Here is a 23,798-nt window from a genome sequence, read left to right as displayed (position 1 = left end):
AGACATGAAGTATGTGATATCATTTCTTATGATTTTTTTATATATCCACTCTAGTGGTCAAGTAGCTAATACCGCTACAGTGGATATCCGTTACATAGAAGATTTTGAGTTTCACAAAATGGGTAAACTGCCCAAATCCATTAAAGAAGCCTCAGGTCTCTGCTCTTTCAATCATAAAATTTTTTGGACTCATAATGACGGGGGTCTACCCGTACTTTATGGAGTTGACTCAACCGGTAATCTCGTAAAGACCGTTTACCTAAATCAAAAAAATGCAGGTTGGGAAGATTTAGCGAAAGACAAAGAAGACAATCTTTACATCGGAGCCTTCGGAAATAACAATAATGATAAGCAAAACCTTAAAATCATTAAAATTACAAACCCTGATAAAATTGAAAACAAAATAACTCAGGGAAGGTTAATAAATTATAAGTACGAAGATCAAAAGGATTTTCCTCCAAGCCAAGATCAGTTAAACTTCGATGTAGATGCCATGATCTACTTAGGAGATTCCTTATATCTTTTCACTAAAAATCGAACTACGCCCTATAATGGTGTTATAAATGTGTATTCACTACCAAAAGAACCTGGTAATTACACTGCAAAAAAGGTTGACTCCTTTAAGCTAAAAGGTGAAAGCATGTATTCCAATTGGATTACAGGAGCTGATATTACAGAAGATGGAAGTACAATTGTACTTCTGTTTCATAGTAAAGTTATATTTATAAGTAATTTCACCTCTACAAAATTTTCGAAAGGTGATTTTAAACAAATAAGTTTACACAACCTATCTCACAAAGCAGGCGTATTCTTCAATAAGGCTAACGAACTTTATATAGTTGATGAATTAGAAATGAATCTTATCGGAGGAAACATTTATAAACTTAATTATTAATAAAGTTAAAATATTACTATAAAATAGATTAAATTTACTGTTGGCTTTAATCTTGGAATGTAATACTTAATTTTTAATGCTGTAAATGGTTACTGGTTGATTTCTAATGATCAGAGATATACCTTTGCCTTTATAGTTATAGCATCAAATCAACCAACTTACTAACATGTTATTAATAGCTAAACCATTTCAGCTAATATTATTGGTAATGGTTATCGGGCTTACTGCTACCACCTCAATAGCTCAAGTCCAAACCGCCAAGATGAGTCCTGATGGAGTGGGCTACTGGGAATACTTACCTCAGGATTATAACGCCACTACTGAAGACTACCCTCTTATATTATTTTTTCACGGATTAGGAGAACGTGGAAATGGAACTACAGATTTAAACAAGGTCTTAAAATTTGGAGCTCCTTACTATGCAGAAAAAGGAGAAAACTTTCCATTTATAATTATCTCTCCCCAATTACCTAGTGGTGAAATTAACTGGCCCAAAAACTTCGTTAGTTCGTTTGTAGATTACATATACAGCGAATCTGGTTTAAGAATAGACACAGATAGAATATATGTTACCGGACTTAGCTTAGGAGGTGGCGCCTCTTGGTTTTTTGTAAAGCACCATGCAGAAATGCCAGCAGCCATCGCTCCTGTGGCCGGTTATGACAACCATACTACAGATGCTTGTACCAAATATACTCCTAACAAAATAGCCGTTTGGGCCTTTCATGGCATTGATGACCCCACCATCAGTTATAATAAAACCGTGAGGATGGTAGATGCCATAAATGCTTGTACTGACCCTGCGGCTGATCCCACAGCACTAATTTCACTGTATCCGGGGGTAAGGCATGATAATGCCATGTGGAGTAGAGCGTATGTTCCCGACCACACTTACAATAACCCTAATTTATACGAGTGGTTCATGCAATATAGCAAAGCTTCATTTAGCGTAAGCGCTGGGCCTGATCGCAAAATTACATTGCCAGTAACCTCTACCTCTTTAAACGGATCTGGAAGCGTAAGTGAAGGCACCATCACCTATTTATGGAGCAAAGTTGGCTCCTTCAATGGCACTATAACCAACCCCACTAGTGCTATAACCACTGTAAATGGCCTTACTACCGCTGGTATCTATACCTTTAAGCTAGAAGGCACAGATTCTCAAGGAAATAAAGCTTCTGATGAAGTAACAGTAACCGTAACTGCCGGTAATATTTCGCCTATTGCTAATGCAGGAAATGATAAAACCATCAAATTACCTACCAATTCAATAACCCTAACTGGTATTGGTACTGATGCCGATGGAACAATTGCGTCATATCTTTGGGAACTAACTTCTGGCCCCTCTGCTACACTTAATAATGATGACAAAGCACAATTGAATGTAACTGATATGCAAGTGGGCAAGTATACATTTACTTTAACCGTTACTGATGATAAAGGTGCCACGGCAACTGATGAGGTAACTGTAAACGTATTAGATGCAGATAATTTACCTCCTATCGCCAATGCAGGAGAGGATATAACTATTAATTTACCCACTAACGCTGTAACCATAACGGGGTCGGGAACTGACCCAGACGGCACAGTAGTCTCTTACGCATGGACACAAAAGTCAGGAGCCACAGCAGTTTTAAACAGTATCAACCAACCAGCATTACAAGTATCAGGCCTGCAAGCTGGCACATACGAGTTTTCACTAACTGTTTTTGATGATGATGGCGATTCCGATTCAGATATCGTAAGTGTAATCGTAATCAATAGTAATCAAGCCCCCAGTGTTAATGCGGGAAATGACATTGCTATAACTCTACCAACCACTACGGCCACATTATCAGCCACGGCTAGCGACAATGATGGCACTATTTCTCAATACTACTGGGAATTAATCAATGGCCCAGTACAACCTGTTATTAGCAATGCTAATGCTGCTAATACAACCATTAATGGCCTATCCACTGCAGGACAGTATACTTTTAAGGTTACCGTAACGGACAACAGTGGAGCTGAAGCTAACGATGAAGTGGTAATAACAGTTCATAGTGCGCCAGTGAATATACCACCAACAGCCAATGCAGGAGAAGACATTTACATTACATTACCACAAACTGAACTGAATATCATTGGTAGTGGAACAGATGAAGATGGATCTATTGTATCTTATGAGTGGAAAAAACTATCAGGGCCAGCTGCTACTTTAGATGGCAAAACCACAGCTACGTTAAACATCACCAATTTACGCGCTGGACAATATATATTCCGCTTAAATGTTCATGATAATTCCGGAGCCATTGGGTACGATGATGTCATGCTCACCGTAGCACCAGAAGATGTTAATTCTAGTCCGATAGCTAATGCAGGTCCCGATAAAACGTTAACACTTCCCAATAATTCCATTCAATTAACTGGAAGCGGTACTGATAGCGATGGCTCAATAGTTGAATATGAATGGATAAAGACCTCTGGCCCAAGCGCAACCATAAGTGGTGATAACACAGCTACCCTCTCCTTGTCAGATCTTCTTCAAGGTTTATATACCTTTGAGCTGAAAGTAACTGATGATGATGGGGCGATAAATACAGATGAAGTTAATGTTACCGTAAATGCTGCAAACGTAGCACCTATAGTAGATGCCGGGAATAATATAACTATTACCTTGCCTACCTCCACAGCACAACTAAATGGTAGCGCTCAGGACAATGACGGAACTATTGCAACCATCAATTGGACACAAATTACAGGGCCATCATATTCCATAGACAATTCCAATATTTTAAATCCAACTTTATCTAACCTTACTGAAGGTATTTATACTTTCCAGATTACCGTAAGCGATGATGATGGAGCAAGCAATTCTGACCAAGTTAACGTGAAGGTAAATGCAGCGGTAAACCAAGGGCCAACAGTTTCTGCTGGCCAAGACAAAACCATCACCTTACCAGTAAGTTCCATTAACTTAACAGGTAGTGCTACGGACTCTGATGGAACTATTGCATCCGTAGAATGGACTCAAATTTCAGGAAATGCAATTACCATGACCAATGCATCAAGCTATACGGTAACCATTGAAAATTTAACAGCGGGTGAATACACCTTTCAATTTAAAGCTATTGATGACGATAACGCTCAAGATTTTGATCAGGTAAAAGTGACGGTATTACCAGAGTCCATTAATCAGCCGCCCGTGGCTAATGCTGGCAATAACAAAACCATCACCTTGCCGGTCAACAGCGTAACTCTAAAAGGAACTGGAAGTGACCCAGACGGCAACATTGCTTCTTATACATGGAGCAAGCTATCTGGCCCCACATCTACCCTATCGAACCAAAATACAGCTGAGCTCACTGTCACTAACATGCTGGAGGGAACATACATATTTAGACTTACCGTTAAAGATAATGATGACGCTACCGCCACTGATAAAGTGACTGTAAATGTACTGCCAGCCAACGTTAACCAATCTCCTACGGCAGATGCAGGGCCAGATGTGAACCTTACTTTGCCAAACAATCAGGTAACAGTAAATGGAAAAGGAAGTGATGCGGACGGAACTATTTTAATTTACAGCTGGGAGCAAATTGACGGCCAGCCAGCCACTTTAAACGGCCAAAATACTCAAAATTTATCTATAAGCAATTTAAGTGCAGGAGTAGCCAGTTTTCAGTTGACTGTAGAAGATGAAGATGGTGCCATTGATACTGACATAATGCAAGTTATTGTCTACAATGAAAATATCAATCAGAGCCCAACCGCCTTAGCTGGTAATGATATAATTGTAAGATTACCCATAAATAACACCGCCATTTATGGTGCAGGTTATGACCCTGAAGGCAATATCGCAGGTTATGAATGGAGGAAAATTTCGGGCCCCACAGCCCAAGTTTCAGGCACAAACAGCGCTACGCTAATCTTATCAGACCTTATCGAGGGAGTATATACTTTTAGGCTTACCGTAATGGACAGTGAGGGCGCCACTGCATCTGATGATGTAAAGGTAACTGTTCTCTCTAGTAATGTTAATCAAGTACCTTTGGTAGACGCAGGCCTTGATAGAACTATAAAACTACCCACTAACTCTATCAGTTTAAAAGGAACTGCGAGTGACATTGATGGGTCTATCACCTCTGTATTATGGACTCAAGTAACAGCCGGAAATGCGACTATTTCTAACCAGAATTCTCTAAGTACCTTCTTAACTAACTTAGAAGCTGGCTCATACACCTTTAAACTCACTGTTACCGACAATAATAACGCCTCCAACAGTGATAACATTGTGATAAATGTACTCCCCACTACAGGCAATTTACTACCACATGCTAATGCAGGAGCTGATATAAGCATAAAATTACCAGACAACAGCATTAATATTATAGGCTCGGGTACAGATGTAGATGGTACAATAGTGAGTTATTCATGGGTAAAAGCCTCGGGGCCAACTTTATCCATGGCTAGGCAAGACACTTCTGTTTTAGCAGTATCAAATATGGTAGAAGGCATTTACACCTTTAAACTAACTGTAAGAGATAACCTGGGAGCTCAGGATACAGATGAAGTTAAAGTGGAAGTACTCCCTGCAATCATTAATACTCCACCATCTGTAAGTGCGGGACCTAACAAGACACTACAATTACCTAATAACAGTATAACTATAATAGGTTCTGCCAGCGATGACTCTAAAGTAATAGAACTTTTGTGGAAAAAAGTGTCTGGTCCATCAGGATTTGTGATGGAGAACGAAACAACCACAGATCTAAAACTAAGTCAACTAACGGAAGGTGTCTACATTTTTAGACTTACAGCCACAGATGAAAATGGCTTAACTAAAAGCGATGACATGCAGCTTACCGTTTTGGACCAAGAGCTTGAACCTGGCAACCTTCCCCCTACTGTAGATGCTGGCCCTGACATAACCATACAAGCCCCAGAAAGCGCAGTTACTTTAACAGCTTTTGGAAATGACCCTGATGGTTTTATCGACTCTTACCACTGGAGCTTACTCCCAGGAAGTAACGGAGCAGTGCTAGATAATGCAGACAGTAACGTGGTTAACATTAGCCAATTAAGAGAAGGGACTTATACCTTTCAGGTAGAGGTGAAAGATTTAAACAATGCTTCAGGATATGATGAAGTAAATGTACTCGTGCAAGGTGAAGAGGCATTGCCTCACCCTCACAAATTATTCTCACCTAATGGTGATAATATTGATGATTTCTGGCTTATTGATAACTACTCAAACTCTAGTGAATATCTCATTATTCTATTTAACAGAGCCGGTCAAGAAATACTCAAACTTAAAGACTATCAAAACAATTGGGACGGAACAGTTAATGGACGCCAGTTGCCTGATGGAGTGTATTACTATGTGATCAGGTCTAATTCATCTGACACTAACTTAATGACAGGAAGCGTAACTATTATAAGATAATGCCTAAGATCAACCCCAAAATGAAAATTTCAACTTCAAATATCAGGCTATTCTTTTTTTCTGCTATGCTATTGTGTAGTATTCACCAAGCCAAAGGACAGCGCTATGGATTAGTAAACCAATACTATTCTAATCCTTACCTGATTAACCCAGCCTACCTAGGTACGACTCAGTATACCACTGTGGCTTTGGGGTATAGACAACAATGGGCCGGTATAGATGATGCCCCTATAACTACCACTCTAAATCTTACTCATCCTATTGATCACAAATTGAGCCTTGGGGTTTTTGCTCAAAATGACAAGAGGGGAGTATTAAGTACCACCAGAGGCATGGCATCCGTAGGATACAATATTTACTTTGGTAATAAACCAGACATAAATCATCACATATCCTTCGGACTTTCTGCAGGTGTAGAGTACACCTCTGTAGATCTTGATAAAGTAGAAAACACCGCTGATCCAGTAGTAGCTAATAGCTCTACAGCCCTTGCAGGTAATTTTGGAATATTATACCAACACCAAAACCTACAAATAGGCTTTACCTTGCCGCAGTTATTCAATACTGATTATAGCGCCAATGAGAGCTTTGTAGTAGAGACTCCCGGTTCTGAACAACTAAAATACACCACTACTTCTGTTCGGTATAAACTAAACTTAAGCTATGATTTAGCCATTGAACCTTGGGTGCTTTATAGAACTAACAACTCATTCGATTCACAAGTAGAACTAGCAGCCATAGCACATTTAAAAGAAATAGTAAGAGCTGGAGCAGGATATAGACAAGATTATGGCCCCTTCTTTATGCTTGGAGTGAAAGTTAATGATCAGTTTGATTTTGGCTACGCATATGAACTGGCTAACGATCAAGTGAGTGGATTTAGCCAAGGCACACACGAATTTCAACTTAAAATTAAACTAGGCAAAAAGAATAGAATGGCAAAAGCAATGCCTTCTTACCCTACAACCAATACCTCCATTACTGAAGACGACATTGCAATAGACAGTGAGCCAGAGGTAGAAATAGATGATATAGAAAATAATAACGTTGCATCTTCTGTTACTCCCGCCTCAAACGAAAAGGTAGAACCGAGTGACAATATAGATACTGCTCAAAACGAAACAAGCCTCTCTAATAATAACGAGGAAAGCATTGAACCGCCTGTGGAGGAAACAGTGGCTACCGCTCCCAAAAATGAACTTTCAGTAGAAGAGCGCACGGGAATGAAACCTGGGTTTTATGTAGTAGTAGGTACTTTTGCTTACGAACAAAATGCTAGAAGTTATGCACAGAGAGCTATCTCAGAAGGATATATAGTTGAAGTCAATTATCATAAGGAAAAGAATTACTATTATGTAAGTTTCCCACCAAAAAAAGAATTACCTTTGAGTATAACCTCTCTAAAAAGAGTAAAAACCATAAGCTATGGTGAATTTTCAAAAGCCTGGATACTAAAAATAGGCGATTAATGTACTGAAAATTCACAAAACAGATATAATGCATGATATTTTAATGATGCAAAGGCTATTAAACGGCTGCTTTGCATCAAAATCTCCATTCATTATATTTATAATTAAAATATTTATACATTTGCTAAAGTAAGATTTAGCACCTTAAAGTTATGTTTTTTATTTAAAGCAAAACTCTAAAGGGATTTAAATGTTAATAGACCAAATGACATCTATTTTGGCTTATGAAAAAGTATTTACTCCTATCCATTATCGCTTCGATATTATTTAGCGGAACAGTATTTTCGCAAGTATATCCTAATTTTCAACACGGTGTTAATTTCAACTCCAGTAGAAAAATAAACCTGACTTTGCGTAATTATACGCTATTTCCAGGCACGTTTAGCTTTAGAAATAGCACCGCTGGTGACACAGTAGCGGGCTATTATCCTATGGCAGGCTTTGATAGTGACGAATACCTGCAAGGAAATTTAAAATATACTCCTGGTAGTACTACTTTTGATTTTAGAATGAACTATAGAATAACCTACCCTCAAGGTTATGATAAAAACTACGATCCTGGCTACCCCCTACTCGTCATGCTACATGGTGCCGCTGAAAGAGGTAACTGTCGAAATAATAACTGTCATTTTGGAACACTTCAATGGGATCCCGTTAAAAACACTCCACAAGCGGGGCCGAACTCAGAACCAAGCCTATTGAACAATGACCACCATTTAGCACTTGGAGGAAAAGATAACTTAGAAGCTATTAAAAAAGCAGGCACATTAAAGCCAGATGACCCTAATTTAGATCCAGAATCTTTCCCTGGTATTGTTTTGTTTCCCCAAAACTTAAATGGCTGGAATGGTTCAGAAGTACAATCTGCGATAAGAATCGTGTATATGCTATTAGAAAATGAAAACATAGATCTTAATAGAGTATACATATATGGCTTATCTAATGGAGCTCAACATGTAGTAACTGCTATGCACAATGACCCTTCATTATTTGCAGCTACAGTACTGATGTCTCCTGCAGCCACCAATGTAAAGTTTGATGGAGATACATCATTAACTCAAAGCCCACTTTGGGTATTTCAAGGAGGCCAAGATACAGGACCAACACCTCAACAGACTGAAACACTATTAAAATACTTCAAAAAAGAAGGAGGAACACCTCGATACACGTATTATGAATCTAATGCTCATAATACATGGACTAGAGCTTTTAAAGAAAAAGACTTCTATTCATGGTTTTTACAATATGATAAATCAGACATACATGTCTACTATGGAGACACTTCCATATGTGCCAATAATGGTAAAGGAGTAAAGTTAGGTGTGAGTTTTGGTATGGCTGCATACCAATGGGAAAGAGATGGCCAAATAATATCTGATGCCGTTTCTCCTCAATATATGGCTAATCAACCCGGCAGCTACAGAGCAAGGTTTAGTAGAAGTAGCGCCAACCCTACCGAAAGCGAATGGAACAAGTGGTCTAAACCTGTCGTAGTTAAAGAAAGCACTCCTGAAGTGCCTTTAATTACTGCATTAGGAACTCCGCATTTACCTGATATCAACGGTATAGACAGTGTAGTTCTTGAAGTTCCATATCATGAGAATACTGTTTATTACTGGTCAAAAGACAATCAGAATACCTTATCAGACTCTACTAATCATTTAACTGTGAGAACAGCAGGGGATTATACAACCTACAGCGAAACTCTAAGCGGATGCCCAAGTACTGAATCTGATCCATTACATATAACGATGAATGCGCCTCAAACCTTAACCGCACCATCTAACATAACCTTACAAGTACTATCATCTTCAAGCATTCAATTGTTTTGGAAGGACAATTCTATAAGCGAAACCGGTTTTGAAATATATAGAGCCACTAGCCCTACAGGACCTTATACATATTTAACCACTACGGATGAGGATGAAATTGCCTATGAAGACAGTGGATTAAAATCTAACACCACTTATTATTATAAATTAAGAGCAATAAGCGTTTATGAGGTTTCTCCATACACAGAGAACATACAAGGATCAACCTCAAATGACGATGAGCGCCCTAGTCCACCTACAGACTTAGCATTGGCAGCTCATTCTATCAACAGTCTATCACTAACATGGACACCAGCAGACGACAACACTGGAATAGACCAATACTACGTTTACTTTGGTTCTGACTCTGTGGCTACCGGTAGTAACGCGCCTAACTTCGTGCTAAGCGGCTTGGCCGCCAATAAAGGCTTTATCATTTCTGTAAAAGCTGTAGACTACGATGGAAACATTTCTGATCCTAGTAACCAAATAAGTGTATCTACTGTAGTTAGCGGTTTAAGTTATGAGCATTCTACAGGAGAGTGGAATAGCTTAGATGAGATCAATTGGTCAATACCTGAGTTTACAGGACATACAGGGCAGGTAAACATTAATGAAAGAGTGCAAAATGACTTCTTCAATTTCAAGTTCGATGGATTTGTATTTATAGAAAATGCTGGTCAATATCAATTTAGAACTAAATCTGATGACGGAAGCCGTGTTTACATTGGAGGCTTTGATAACGATCACATGGTTTTTGATAACGATGGGCTTCATGGTAGTGGATATGGCAGCGATACTCCTGAAACATTAGATTTTGAAGTAGGCTTCTACCCTATTACCGTAACTTATTTTGAACAAACAGGAAGCCAATACCTACACTTAGAATATAAAGGCCCTGATACCAATAACGCTTGGAAAATAATCCCTGGCAAAGTGTATCGTAGTGGTGATGATATAGTTTTCAGACCTCCTAACAAGCCTACTAACCTAACTGCGTCTACTATAGATTTAACATCTATCCAATTAGATTGGCAATATAAAGGTGACAAGCCAGATGAAGTACAAATAGTAATATTGGGATCTTCTACAGCCTCTGGAGTTGGTGCTTCCACATCTAATACCAGTTGGGCGGAGCTTCTTGATGATTGGCTAAAGGATAATACCGAAGACTATGTATTAACAAACATGGCTGAAGCTGGCTTTACAACCGAAGACATAAGACCTAATGGCAGCACACCTACTCCTGACATCAGTAGGAATATCAACGCGGCATTGACATTTAACCCCAACATTATTATAGTTAATTTACCGATTGAAGATATTGCCAATGGCACTTCAATAAATACTATAATGGGTTATTATAGAGAGATTAAAGCTAAAGCTGATGCAAGTGGTACTTCCGTATACTTCACTACTTCACAACCAGCCTCTATGAACTCGCAAGCAGAAAGAAATCAGTTGAAAGTTTTAGCTGATTCAATAAAGTCTGCTTTTGGTAAATATACCATTGATATATACTCCGAGTTAGTAGATACCAATAACGATAATAACATAAAGGCATCTTACACTTCAGATGGCACTCAACTAAATGATGCTGGACATAACTATGTTTATACTCAAGTATCAAATAAATTAAATGCCGTACTTACCAGTTTTGAAGTTTATAGAAGCAATAGCCAAACTGGCACATTTAAGTATATTGGCAAATCAGCCGGTAATATATTAACCTATACAGATACTAAATTAGCACCTAATACTACTTACTACTATAAAGTTAAAACGGCTAACACACAAGGTGTTTCTGATTTTTCAAATGTGGCAAGTGCAACCACATCAGAGGACAACATACCTCCTAGCAAACCAACTAACCTAAACGTTATTTCTCGTAATTACACCAATGTAGGGCTTACTTGGGCCGCATCAACTGATAATGTTAAGGTTATAGGCTATGAAATATATGCCAACAACACCATTTTAGGCTCCAGCAACAAGCCGGCCTTCTCTACTAATCTGCTAGAACCTTCAACAAGCTATTACTTAAAAGTAAGAGCTTTTGACTCTAATGAAAATTACTCTGAGTTTAGCGATTCTGTATTTCTTGAAACCAGCGCCCCAGAAATATTTTATAGCACTGCTTCTGGAAAATTGGACAACTTAAATAATTGGAGTACAGAAAAAACAGGAAGTGGAATACACCCTAGCAGCTTTGCTCATAACGGTCAGTATTTTATAATTACTAATAGATCTACAGTAGACATAGATGAACCTTTAGAAATAGGAGGAAAAATTTCTAGGCTAATCGTAGATGATAACATTACACTAAATATCAATAGCACTGTTACAGGCAAAGTATCTGCCAATGCCAATGCTATTATTAATGTAAACAATGAAAATGCACCTGATTTTGTAGACCTATCGCCATCGTCATCTGTCATTTATAATACTTATACTAGTGTTAAAAATGCCACATATGGTAATCTTACACTAAACGACACGGGTATAAAAAATATTCCTGATGGAATTACTGTTGTAGCTGGTGATTTAGATATAGCGGACGGAATCACGTTAAAAGGCTTACCGGGCAATACAAGCAGCCTAAAAGTGTCAGGTAATGTTACAATTAATGGCACTATGGGACGTACATCATTAGACAATCAGGTGGAACTGATAATGTCCCCGGTTGATTCTTCTCAGGTGAATATCAATGCTAACATTGATTTCTATAGTATAGAAACGGCTACTGGTAAAGTTAAACTTGTCAACCAAAGTGAAGCGCCTGTAACAGTTACTTTAGGTTCATTAAATGGTGGTGGGCTTATTTTAAACGATGATTCGAAGTTTGATGCAGGCAATAACAACATTACCATAACGGGGGCAGGAAATATTAACCCTAACAATGAAAATGGTACGTTAGCTATTTCCAACGGAGACCTTAACATCGCTTCTTCGTCCACTAGTGCCTCGCACTTAAGGCTAGACATTGACAAACATACAATCCATACATTAACAACTGACTTGGCTTCTTCCTCTTTATACCTCGAGGAGCAAACAGACTTAACGGATGGTTTAAAAATAGTTAATGGAGAAGTCATCACTAACGATCATTTAACACTAAAATCAACTGCTGACTATGATGCTGCAATAAAAACTATTGAAAATGGTAGCCTTACAGGTCAAGTAGAAGTAGAAAGATATATAGCATCTCGAAACAGCAAAATATGGAGATATATTGCTGTTCCTGTTAACGACTATACTGTAGCCGACCTTCAGAATTATATTCCGGTTTCTGGTTCTTTTACTGGTAGCGATTTCAATTCCAACTACAATCCTTCATTATATTATTATGATGAACCTGATGGTGGGTGGATTACCTACCCAAGTAGCAACCAGGACAACACCGCTCCTATCGAATTAGGAAAAGGGTATTCTATTTATGTAAGAAGCGCCAACACGCCTACTACCCTAATATCAAAAGGAGAAACTGTACAAGGCGAATACCACTTTACGCTTAACCCAGGCACTACATCATCTAGCGATGGCTGGAACCTACTAGGAAATCCATATGCAAGTGCCATTGAATGGGGCAACCAAGGTTGGACATCTTCTGGTGTTGGAAGCGTGGTTAGTATCATGAAAAATAGCAATTCTACTGTACAACAGTTCATGACTTGGGATAGAGAAACAGGATTAGGACAGCTAGAAAATGGAAAAATACCTTCTGGCCAATCGTTCTGGGTGCAAACATCTACTTCTAACCCTAGTTTATCAGTAAGTGAAATAGCTAAAACACAAGATGAGGCTGCTGACAACACTGAGTATTACAGAACAGGACAAAAGGGCAACATTTATTTTGCTTTCTCGGTGAAATTGAAAAATGATGTTTATGAAGACTATACTTTGCTGAAATTCATGCCTGATGGAGAAAATGCATATAACAAGCTAAAGGATGGTGCAAAAAGAAATAATTCACTTTTCAATATTTCAACTCGTTCTTCTGATGATATTAGTTTAGCTGTAAATTCACTTAGCGATGAGTTCTGCACTAGTATTATTCCACTTAACTTATTTGGCAATAATGATAGTAAAGGTCTACCTTCTGGTGTGTATCATATTACCTTCGGAAATATTGGAGATTTCGATCTTGGAACTGTAGAACTTATAGACAGCCTAAAAGAAGAATCTCTTTTAGTTAATAATTACACTGATTACTCTTTTGAAGCATCAATTGATCAACCTAGCACTTACCATAACAGGTTTTATGTAAGAGTGATCAAAGACAATTTGGCCATTAATAAAACTATTTCGGCACCAGCAGTGGTTTGCTCTACAGATAACGAGGTGCTAATTAATATCCAAAACTCTCAACCTGGTGTTGAATACAAGCCTCTAATAAATGGTAACACCACTGATGTTTATGTCCTCGGCAATGGTAAAGATACTGATATAGCTATTGATAAAAGTTCACTTTCTGAAGGCGTTAACACCATAAAAATAAGCGCTACACAGGCAGGTTGCTCTGCAGCCAACCTTACGCAGGCACTAACTGTAAGATACACTACCACACCTATTACTAATGTAGAAAATCAGTTAATCTCCGCATGTGTGGACTCTAACATAGTCCTTACTGCCAGTGGAGCTGGACAGAATGGCTCCTATATATGGAGGAATGTAGATAATGAAATAATAGAAGGAGAACACGCTTCTACACTTGTTACTACGCCTCTCAATTATAAAGATTTCTATAGCGTAACAGCTGTAAATGCATACGGATGTGAGTCTGACACTACGATTGAGGTTAAAATCATTTCTGATGAAGTGGCTGTTCCAACCATTGCCTTCGACAATGGAATACTTAGTACTGATGCTGAAACTTCATATATCCAATGGTACAAAAATGGAGAAGCCATTAATGGAGAAACGGGTAATATTTTCAAACCAAGTGTAGACGCCACCTATAATGTAGAAGTATCTAACGGAATCTGTACTCAAATCTCTGACGATTTTGAATATATGGTAACCGAAGTTTATGAACCTTTGGGAGACGAAAATTTAACCTTGCTGGTTTACCCTAACCCATCTCCTGCTTACAAAAGCTTTAATATTCAAGGAACGACTAAATCATACAGTGACATCCATGTTGAATTAGTAAACGTTATGGGCAAAGTATTGATGACTAAAAACTTCAGTTCAGAAAGCTTTAGCAACGGTATCTCTATAACAACAAAGGATAAACTTTCTCCTGGTATTTATGTTGTACGAATTAACCAAGACGGATTAATATTACAGAGAAAGCTAATTATCGAATAACCTTAAATCTAGTGAAGAAAATAGTAAAAGGCGTTAAATACGTCTTCATCAACCTAATAATAGTATTTGTTTTACTTGCAATAGTTAACTGGGCCTGCGGTGTATATTTAAGATCCACCGCAGACCCTTCTCGCTCTGAACTCCCAAACTATAAAGACAACCGAGAATGGGGCCGAGAAATTTTCAAGGATTATGGTAGGATACAACACACCTATCAACCCTTTGTAGGCTGGCAAACCTTACCTTACAAAGGAAAGACCACCACTATCAATAACGAGGGTATAAGAGTACATCAGGCTCCTGATAATACCGTAGATACTGCTAGCGTTGTACGTTTTTTTGGAGGTTCAACTATGTGGGGTGAAGCATCGGACGATAACCACACTATACCTGCGCTTTATAATAAGCTCAACCCTAATGTAAAGGTTTTCAACCACGGGCAATTGGCCTATAATTCTAGGCAAGAATTGGATGCACTTATTACCTTACTAGAGCAAGGCAAATCGGCAGACTTAGTAGTCTTTTATGATGGAGTAAATGACGCTGCTTTTTTATGCCCAAGTGATGTGCCCGTTCCGGGTCATCGACTGGTGCCCATGTTCAGAGATAGGCTATACGTTAAAAACTCTCATTTTGCATTCAAAATTTTCAGTAAAATATTTTCAGAGAACATTTTACTTACTATTCAAAAGCACTCTGAAATTGACAGAAGCAAGCTATATAACTGCATGAGTGATGAGGAAAAAGCTGAAGAAATAGCTAATTTCATGCTTACCAATTGGGAGATAGCGCATGAATTGGTAACAAAGCGAGGTGGAGAATTTATAGCTATATTGCAGCCTGCAGCCTACATTAGTAACCCTAAAACGGATTACCTCAAACTAGATGAAGAGCTAGGTCTTAACTTTAAACATGTTTACGAGTTATTCCAGCAAAAAATCAGATCGAAGAATTATCCTTGGGTTTATGACTTAAGCGATAAGTTTGATCGCAATGAAAACATTTTTGTTGATTTCTGCCACGTATCGAGCAATGGAAACAAAATTATAGCAGAGGAGCTTGACAAGATTAAACATTTAAATAATTAAGCAGGAAAACCCCGACACATTTTCCTGTAAGAGTAGGAACTGATAGCAGCACCTACTCTTTTTTTATTTATAAGCTCATCTTTTTAAATACTGTTTCAGGGATATTGGTGATTCCCATCATTATAAACCTCCACATACCTTTAGTATAAGTAACATTCTTTTTCTTATTAACACTTTTAAATACCGCTCGAGCTACTTCCTCTGGCTTAGCCGTTAACGGAGCAGGAGTTGTAATACCATCTATCATCTTGGTTTTAACAAACCCTGGTTTCAAGGTCACCACGTGCACATTGCTTTTAAACAACCTATTTCTTAGGCCCGATAAATAGCTAGTAAATGCAGCCTTAGATGCGCCATACAAGTAATTACTCTGCCTACCTCTATCTCCTGCAACTGAACTTATACCTACAATAGCCCCCTCTCCTCTCTTCTCCATATCGTTAGCTACAATATTTAAAATGGATACAGCACCCGTAAAATTTACATCAATAATTTGCTTACACTGATCCCAATCTCGCTGTGCCATTTCTTGCTCTCCTAAATAACCAAATGCACAAACAACAATTTTTGGTTTTACATGAAGTGAATCGTAAAAAGCCTGATGGCTGCCAAAATCTGTGGCATCAAAAGCCAAGGCTTCCACCACGGCATTGTGCCTTATTTGTATATCAGATTTCACTTTGAGCAGAGCATCTAAATTACGACTCGCCAGTGTAACTGAATAGCCTTTATTTGCATACAGAACACCTATTGCTTGTGCAATATCACTATTCGCTCCGAGAATCAGAATGTTATCCATTAGTTAGAATATATTTATATATTAAGTATTATCAATCTTTAAACAATCAAGTAATTATATAGTTAATATTTACCTGAGGAGGGCATAATAATTATTTGACCATTCGTCCTAAATAATATTATTTCTGCAATTAAAATAACTATTTTTGTCGCTCTAAAATTATCAACAACCGACTGATTAACAATGGCTGAAACAGCTTTAAAAGGAAAAACATTTTTAAATTACATACACTATTTTCGAGGTCTGGCCATTGTATTTATCGTTGCGGTTCATTCCGTAATTTCACTACCCTGGGACAATGAAAAGCTTCGCAAGGCCATCCTTACTATATCAAGCAATGGCACGGTGCTATTTGTTTTCATTTCAGGGTTTCTTTTTTATTATCTGTGCCATAAAAAGTTCAATTATAAAACTTATTTAATTAAAAAAGCACAGTATGTAATACTACCTTATTTGATAGTATCAATTCCGGCAATATTAGATAAACTATTTCTCGATAATGGCAACCATTGGTGGATGACGCCTTCATTCGATCAATTGTCTACTTTTTCAAAAATAGTATATATGTTAGGAACAGGAAGGCATTCGGGTATATTATGGTTCATTCCAATGATTACTATTTTCTATTTTCTGTCTTATCCCCTATTACAATTTGCCAAGACCAAGGCTTTTGATTACCTCATTCCCATCATATGTATTTTGGGTTTTTTCACGGTTCAGTTTGGTTATAAATCAGACGCTCTAACCTCTCTGGTTCATTTCATGCCTATTTATCTTATTGGTATGTGGACTTGTAAGTTTAAAGAAAAGTTTTTCACTATCTCTACGCCATTGCTCACTACTACTTCTGTAGTTTATGTTATTATGAGTATTCTCGAACTGGAAGAAATCATTCCCTTTGATAGGTATTTAGAACTACGAGATTCAGCTGAGCAGTTTTTTGTTTTTAACTTAAGTAAAATCAAGGCCTTAGACCTGTGCTTTGTGCTACTCCTATTATTCAAAATCTACGAAAACCGACAATGGTTAATTTTCACTAAACTTGGAGATTTCAGTTTTGGTATTTTCTTTTTGCACTTATACCTAATTAATGCGTTCCAATTTCTTTTCAATAAAGGATTACTGCCTATTACTTCGCTCAATATATTTACCTACGTGTTATATGTTGTAACCATTATTTCCATTTGTATGATAATAATAGCCACGGTACAGAAAGTAATGGGGAAAAATAGTAGAATGGTTCTAGGCAGTTAATTTACCGCCTAAAACCTCGCCTATTTATGTAGTCTGTCGTTTTATAAACCGATTATAAATCTCTATGGTGTAATATTTCATGTAGTGAATGAGGCTACTCCAAGTTACTCCATAATTTTTAATCAAGTAAGTCTGAGATATAAATAGCGCCACTATCATAGTTGCAAAAGTGGCGTACGCAGCGCCTAGTAACCCTATAGTTGGTATCAATATTGAGTTAAGCACTACATTCAAAATGGCCAATGTCATGGTAAAAAACATATTAATTTTGGCCTTACCTACAGCATCAAGTAATATTCCCATTTGCTTGTTAAATGGTATAATAAGACCGTACAGCATAGTAATATTTAAAACTGTTGCAGATCCGGCATAGTCGTTTCCGGCTACTAGCTCTACAATGAAATCAGAGAACAATAGCACTACCACTACAAAAGGAATGGTAATTAGCATTATCAGGGCCACTGACTTCTCATACAATTCTTTCACCACAGTTTCACCTTCCTCTTCTGCCTTTTTAGTAGCCTGTGGAAACATAATAGAAGCTAATGCCATCAATGGCACCTCAAATAGGTTGGCTATACGTATAGCCACATTATATGTGGCCACCGCTTCGGTAGTAATTAACCAACCCAGCATCCAGCTGTCAACGTTTCGCATTAGTACAGCACTTACGTTTGTACCAAAGGTATACTTGCCATAACCAAACAATTTGGATGCCCACAAATTTTTATAACGCACTTTATACCCTAGCAAATCACGACAAAACCACCACATTACTATGGTTGCTATAAAAGTAGCAGCGCTGTAATAAATACTTAAATAAAAAAGATCTACCTTATTATCGCTGAAATAAAAATAAATAACCACAAGGCAGAAAAGTCCGCTTCTTAATGCATACCCTAGCATGGGACCCATAAAACGAAAATGCGCCCTTTGCACATATTCACAATGAAAAAATATAGCCATAAACATGGCTGTAAATACATATACAACAAACATTTTCTGCAGTTGGGGTATTCCCCATGCATCTTCAAGAAATTCCGCAGCAAGTACTAATAGCAAACTAGTAACCACAGAAAATATTACGTTCATAACAAAAGAAGATGCCTGAAGACTGCTTTTATCTTCATCCTTAACCGTGTTAATAAATCGCATTAATGGGTTTTTAAGAAAACCGTTTCTTGCGGTATCTAACAGCGTTGTAGTAGTTAGAAAAAGCATCCATGCTCCATAAGTTGATTTATCTACTGTGCGCACAAGCAAGTAGAAAGTGAGCAATCCAAAAATCAACATAAACACCCTTTCCATTAAGGACAGCTTACCAGAACTTATCCAATAAGATTTTTTATCACTCATTTTAAAAACAATTTAGGAGTAGTATTATTTAAGTATAATGTGGAAGAATAAACCAAAGCTATTTAATTTGGAGATTTAATTCCATTAACTTAGAACTTTATATTTTGTTTAAAAAAGTGACCAAAAGATATACTCCTTATCTCCTAGTTATACTGTCATCTGCTTTAGTTTTTTGGCTTACTAACAGTTTCCTTTTTGGTAGCATAGAGTCTATTGCTTCCTTATCTAAGGAATTACAATCAAGCCCTCAAAAGCTATACGAATGGCAGATAGCTGATGAAGCTCCCTTTAAATACCGAATGCTTTTCTCAGAAATTGTTAAAAGCATATATGATATTAGCTCTGGGGAATCTTCTGCCAGGTTTTATACAGTATATTATTGCGTAAGCCTTTTCTTTTTCATTACCACAGCGGTTTCCCTTTTCAAATTTCTACAAGTACTAAAGTTCAGCATCAACTGGTGCTACTTGGGCTTGTGTTTATTTTACATTTGCCCGCCAGTAATACTCGCCTACACGCTACCGGTACACACCCGAGAAGACATGCTTGGCTTTACTTTCTTACTATGGGGGTTAATATTTATTATTAAAGGCAATAGATGGGGCTATGTGATCATGGCTATACTAGGGGCGCTTACTCGCGAAACCTTACTGATTTTGCCTTTTACTTATTTTTTCTTCTCACAAGAGAAATGGATCAACAAATTTGTATTCACTGCTATACCAGGTATAGCTTGGTTAGTTATGAGAGTATACCTAGGGCTTGAGCACTACGATACATGGGAAGGTGTATCATGGAACATACACCATATACCCGAAGCTGCAGGCTTTACATTTATGACTTTTAACTGGCTTTGGGGCTTCTTCCTCATTGCCTTAATCCAAAAGTCAAATTCATTAAATAATGTAATAACAAAATCAGCACCATACGCATTATTATTGATAGTAAGTACTACTATAGTTTTCGGAATTTTAAATGAGATAAGGCTACTCTTTCTTTTATTTCCATGGGTAATTGCGTTATCATTATTTATCATTAAGAAAAACATCAATAATATATCTTTATTAATAAAAAGAAAATGGTATATAACTTATACTATAGTATTATTTGTTATTTTTAGTGCCACAGGAAGTTGGTTAGTTACTAACATATACAATTTTATGGGTCCTAGTAAATATGGAGTCCATTATGAAGTATGGGTTGGTTCACTATTATTTTATTGCTTTCTGGGTTTGGTATCATTACCCATTATTTACACAATATATACTTATAAGTCACTTAAGGAATGACAACACATGACGTATTAGCTCAAATAAAAGCTAAAAAAATTGAAGTACTAGAATGGCTTATCATTTTAGGATCCGCTTGTATACCCCTATTCTTTACATTTCCTTATCGCATCAACTTATTTCTTGCTTGGGAAGGAGCCTACAGAGTTATGGAAGGCCAAATTCCGTATAGAGATTTCGGCATGCCTGTGGGCTATGGTTTTTGGATATTGCCAGCCATCTTCTTCAAAATTTTTGGTCCCAATGTATTTACGCTCATTATAGTACAAGCCTTTATAAATATCATCTCCAATTTTACACTTAGTAAAATATTGAGATTATTTAACTTAGAGTCTGGAATAAGAGTAATAGTGCTTACCATATATGCACTTTCTTACACCATGTTCAACTTCTGGCCATGGTATAATCACTTGGTTTTTGTATTTGAGCTTATCAGTTTCTTTTTTATTCTAGATGCAGTATTACAGCCCAAAAGCTTTTATAACTACCTAAAAATATTAGCGGCAGCAGGTTTTGCTGCATTGGCCTTTTTAACCAAACAAGACACTGGTGGCTTTGCGTTTATTTTTGGCTTATGCTTTTTAGCTTTTGAGATATACCGAACCAAAAACTATAAGCTAATAGCATTCTATGCAGCCTCATACGTAGTTGTATTAGCCATTTTAATCGTCCCCTTCTTATCTTACGATTTTGGATATTGGTTTAACTATGGACAGAGTCCTCACTTTAGTAGATTAACTATTTTTGATCTCATTAACGAATTTTTAGGCGCATCAAGTTGGATCAAATTCTATTTATTACTGGTGACTTTAATAATCATTTATCATTTACAACACGAAGGTAAAGCGTATTTAAAGTCCGATAAGTTTTATTTATCCATCCTTACTTTATTTATTTTAGCTCAAGCTGCGGTGATTCAAGTAACATCATACACTCCTATAGATGGTAATATCTATTTTCACTCTTTTGCCATAGCTTTTATACTTATTCAAGTTCAGCCCTATTTAAACTTTAAACACTTTCCTAGTCTTTTAATCATTGTAGTTTTCGCAGGTTTATGGTGGTCAAATGTCTACTGGACAAGGTTTTTTAAAGGCAAAATAGGTGGAGTACTAGATAAAGGCAATAATAAAGAGGTCGTTTCAAAAAACACCTACATCCTTCATGAGTCTGACTCAGGTAAAATGTCCAGGAAAGCATGGCGCCTTAGTGACATCCCTACCTTTAAACGAATTAAGCTACCAGATGAAACTATTAAGGGCATTAAAAATATTCAAGCCATGCCTATCGTTAAAGAAAAAGGAAAGAAGCTACGCGTGTTAAACATGTCTGAGTTAACGCAATTAGCATATATACTTCCTTACAAGACCGAAACTGGTGATAAATTCCCATTGTGGTATCATCAAGGAGTCGCATTTTTTGATAGAGAGGTGGAACTATTTTGCGAGAAAATACATAGTAGTGAGTATGATCTCATTTTATTCGAAGATATCCCGGATCTAAATAACTTCTATTCATATGATGTTCAAAATTGTATAAAAGATACATACGACATAGAATTTAAGTTTTTAGCGCCTAGACTTCCGGAATTTTCCTATATTGAGGTTTATACTAGGAAGAATAAATAGTATTATTGCTTAATATTCATTCACCCAAAACAATCACATAAACCTGCGTTCATAATGTTCTCATTAAAAACATTAAGATCATTTTTATTTTTAACACTTTTTAGCTCACTCATCTTTACCAGTTGTAAAGATGACGATAGTGAAGGCATAACAGAACCTGTAAAGTTTGCAGATTTTGACTGTCAAAAATGTACGTACATTGTTACTGGCTACGAAAACAACGGAGACGAGCTTAAAATTAAACCCGGAGACATTATCTGTTTAGAAACCGGACAGCAATACAACAGTTTATTATTTAAGAACATAACAGGCTCAGCCAAAGACCCTGTTATTGTAAGAAACTGTGGTGGCATGGCTGTGGTTAAGTCTGACAGAGCTTTCGGAATTAAGTTTGAAGATTCTAAAAATTTCAAACTCATTGGCGATGGTGGCGGTAGCAACTATGGCATCAAAATTAGCACTAACAAAGGCTTCTTTTTGAGCATGGAGCATTTCACTACTGATTTTGAAATCGCGAATGTGGAAATAGCCGGAAACGCCAAGAATGGCGTTGGTAATAACAATGGCTTTGCTGGCATGGGTATTAAAACCAGCCCTTACCAAGCATGCGATGTATTTGAAGATCCATCAAGAAAAGCGTGGATTATGAAAAATGTTATCATCAGAGATAATTACATTCATGATACAGGCGGAGAAGGACTTTACATTGGTCATGGCTTTTATACAGGAAGAAAAGAGGCTGACTGCCCTAGTATAACTTACTCCCACTCTATTCAGCACATTCAAGTGATGAATAACAGAGTAGAAAACACTGGATATGATGGCATACAGATAAAAAATGCTGATAAGGATGTAGAAGTGCATGACAACATCATAAAAAATTATGGAAACCACAAAGAGGCTGCTCATGATGAAGGCCTTTTCCTTGGCGAAGGAGTAACTGGCAAATTCTATAATAATCAGATTTTAGGCGGAGCCGGATCAGGTATTCGTTTTCAAGGGCTTGGTGATGTTGACATTTACAACAATATTATTGTAGATGCTGGTGACATTGGTCTTGATTTCTTAAACAGTAAATACAACGAAAGGCTTACTAACGGGTATTTCAATATATTTAACAACACTGTGGTAAACAGCAAAGAAGAAGGATTTAGATTTTACGATGAGAGTGGTGGTGTTAAGAGAGTAATCAATAACCTTATATGTGGTGGCAAATCTGAAAGCACACTCTTACACGAAACCGGAGTGCCTTTAACACTTTCAGATAACCTACTAATGACCAACTCTGGAGATATAGATTTTCTTAATGTAGGAAAAAAAGACCTTCGTTTAAATGAGAATTCTCCAGCTATAGATGCAGGCGAAGATCTCACTAAATTTGGGATTACTACTGATATTATGGGCAATCCAAGACCAAGAGGTAAAGGTTTTGATGTAGGTGCTTACGAGTATTAATAAAGTATAGAAACTCAAC

Annotated in this window: 11 protein-coding genes; 9 read left to right on the top strand and 2 right to left on the bottom strand. The window is 37.3% G+C overall.

From position 1 onward, the window contains the following. The first annotated feature begins 4 nt into the window (after nucleotides 1–4). From ACXACQ_RS15450 to ACXACQ_RS15430, 5 genes are all read left to right on the top strand, one after another. Nucleotides 5–895, top strand: coding sequence for a hypothetical protein (locus tag ACXACQ_RS15450; protein ID WP_474976861.1), 891 nt, complete (start codon nucleotides 5–7; stop codon nucleotides 893–895). A gap of 166 nt (nucleotides 896–1,061) precedes the next feature. Then, complete coding sequence (locus ACXACQ_RS15445) at nucleotides 1,062–6,320, top strand: PKD domain-containing protein (RefSeq protein ID WP_474976860.1); 5,259 nt, start codon at nucleotides 1,062–1,064, stop codon at nucleotides 6,318–6,320. 20 nt (nucleotides 6,321–6,340) lie between these two features. Further along, nucleotides 6,341–7,789 (top strand): PorP/SprF family type IX secretion system membrane protein, encoded by a 1,449-nt coding sequence (locus ACXACQ_RS15440; RefSeq protein WP_474976859.1) that lies wholly within the window; start codon nucleotides 6,341–6,343, stop codon nucleotides 7,787–7,789. A 224-nt stretch (nucleotides 7,790–8,013) separates the two neighbouring features. Further along, the gene (locus ACXACQ_RS15435; RefSeq protein ID WP_474976858.1) at nucleotides 8,014–14,910 is read left to right on the top strand and encodes a fibronectin type III domain-containing protein; all 6,897 of its coding nucleotides are present in this window, start codon (nucleotides 8,014–8,016) and stop codon (nucleotides 14,908–14,910) included. Between the two features lie 11 nt (nucleotides 14,911–14,921). Further along, nucleotides 14,922–15,998 carry an SGNH/GDSL hydrolase family protein gene (locus ACXACQ_RS15430; protein ID WP_474976857.1) on the top strand — a complete coding sequence of 359 codons (1,077 nt, stop codon included), beginning with the start codon at nucleotides 14,922–14,924 and terminating at the stop codon, nucleotides 15,996–15,998. 67 nt (nucleotides 15,999–16,065) lie between these two features. On the opposite strand, the gene ACXACQ_RS15425 is transcribed toward ACXACQ_RS15430, so the two are convergent. Next, nucleotides 16,066–16,797, bottom strand: a complete 732-nt coding sequence (locus ACXACQ_RS15425) for an SDR family oxidoreductase (protein ID WP_474976856.1) — start codon at nucleotides 16,795–16,797, stop codon at nucleotides 16,066–16,068. A gap of 183 nt (nucleotides 16,798–16,980) precedes the next feature. Between ACXACQ_RS15425 and ACXACQ_RS15420 the strand changes: the two genes are divergently transcribed. Further along, nucleotides 16,981–18,051, top strand: coding sequence for an acyltransferase family protein (locus tag ACXACQ_RS15420; protein ID WP_474976855.1), 1,071 nt, complete (start codon nucleotides 16,981–16,983; stop codon nucleotides 18,049–18,051). A 24-nt stretch (nucleotides 18,052–18,075) separates the two neighbouring features. Here ACXACQ_RS15420 and ACXACQ_RS15415 read toward each other — a convergent pair whose 3' ends face one another. Beyond that, nucleotides 18,076–19,407 (bottom strand): flippase, encoded by a 1,332-nt coding sequence (locus tag ACXACQ_RS15415; protein ID WP_474976854.1) that lies wholly within the window; start codon nucleotides 19,405–19,407, stop codon nucleotides 18,076–18,078. 116 nt (nucleotides 19,408–19,523) lie between these two features. On the opposite strand from ACXACQ_RS15415, the gene ACXACQ_RS15410 reads away from it, so the two are divergent. Genes ACXACQ_RS15410 through ACXACQ_RS15400 form a run of 3 tightly spaced genes read left to right on the top strand, consistent with a single transcriptional unit; the run spans nucleotide 19,524 to nucleotide 23,779 of the window. Then, nucleotides 19,524–20,696 (top strand): hypothetical protein, encoded by a 1,173-nt coding sequence (locus tag ACXACQ_RS15410; RefSeq protein ID WP_474976853.1) that lies wholly within the window; start codon nucleotides 19,524–19,526, stop codon nucleotides 20,694–20,696. Next, on the top strand, nucleotides 20,693–22,324 hold the full coding sequence (locus tag ACXACQ_RS15405) for a hypothetical protein (RefSeq protein ID WP_474976852.1): 1,632 nt from the start codon (nucleotides 20,693–20,695) through the stop codon (nucleotides 22,322–22,324). Before ACXACQ_RS15410 ends, ACXACQ_RS15405 begins: the two co-directional genes overlap by 4 nt. Nucleotides 22,325–22,378: 54 nt before the next feature. Further along, nucleotides 22,379–23,779, top strand: coding sequence for a choice-of-anchor Q domain-containing protein (locus ACXACQ_RS15400; protein ID WP_474976851.1), 1,401 nt, complete (start codon nucleotides 22,379–22,381; stop codon nucleotides 23,777–23,779). Nucleotides 23,780–23,798: the final 19 nt, after the last annotated feature.

Source organism: Fulvivirga sp. AWR4_260 (assembly GCF_056158185.1).
The sequence above is the reverse complement of the archived record's forward strand: the minus strand, read 5'-3'. Positions and strand labels throughout refer to the sequence as shown.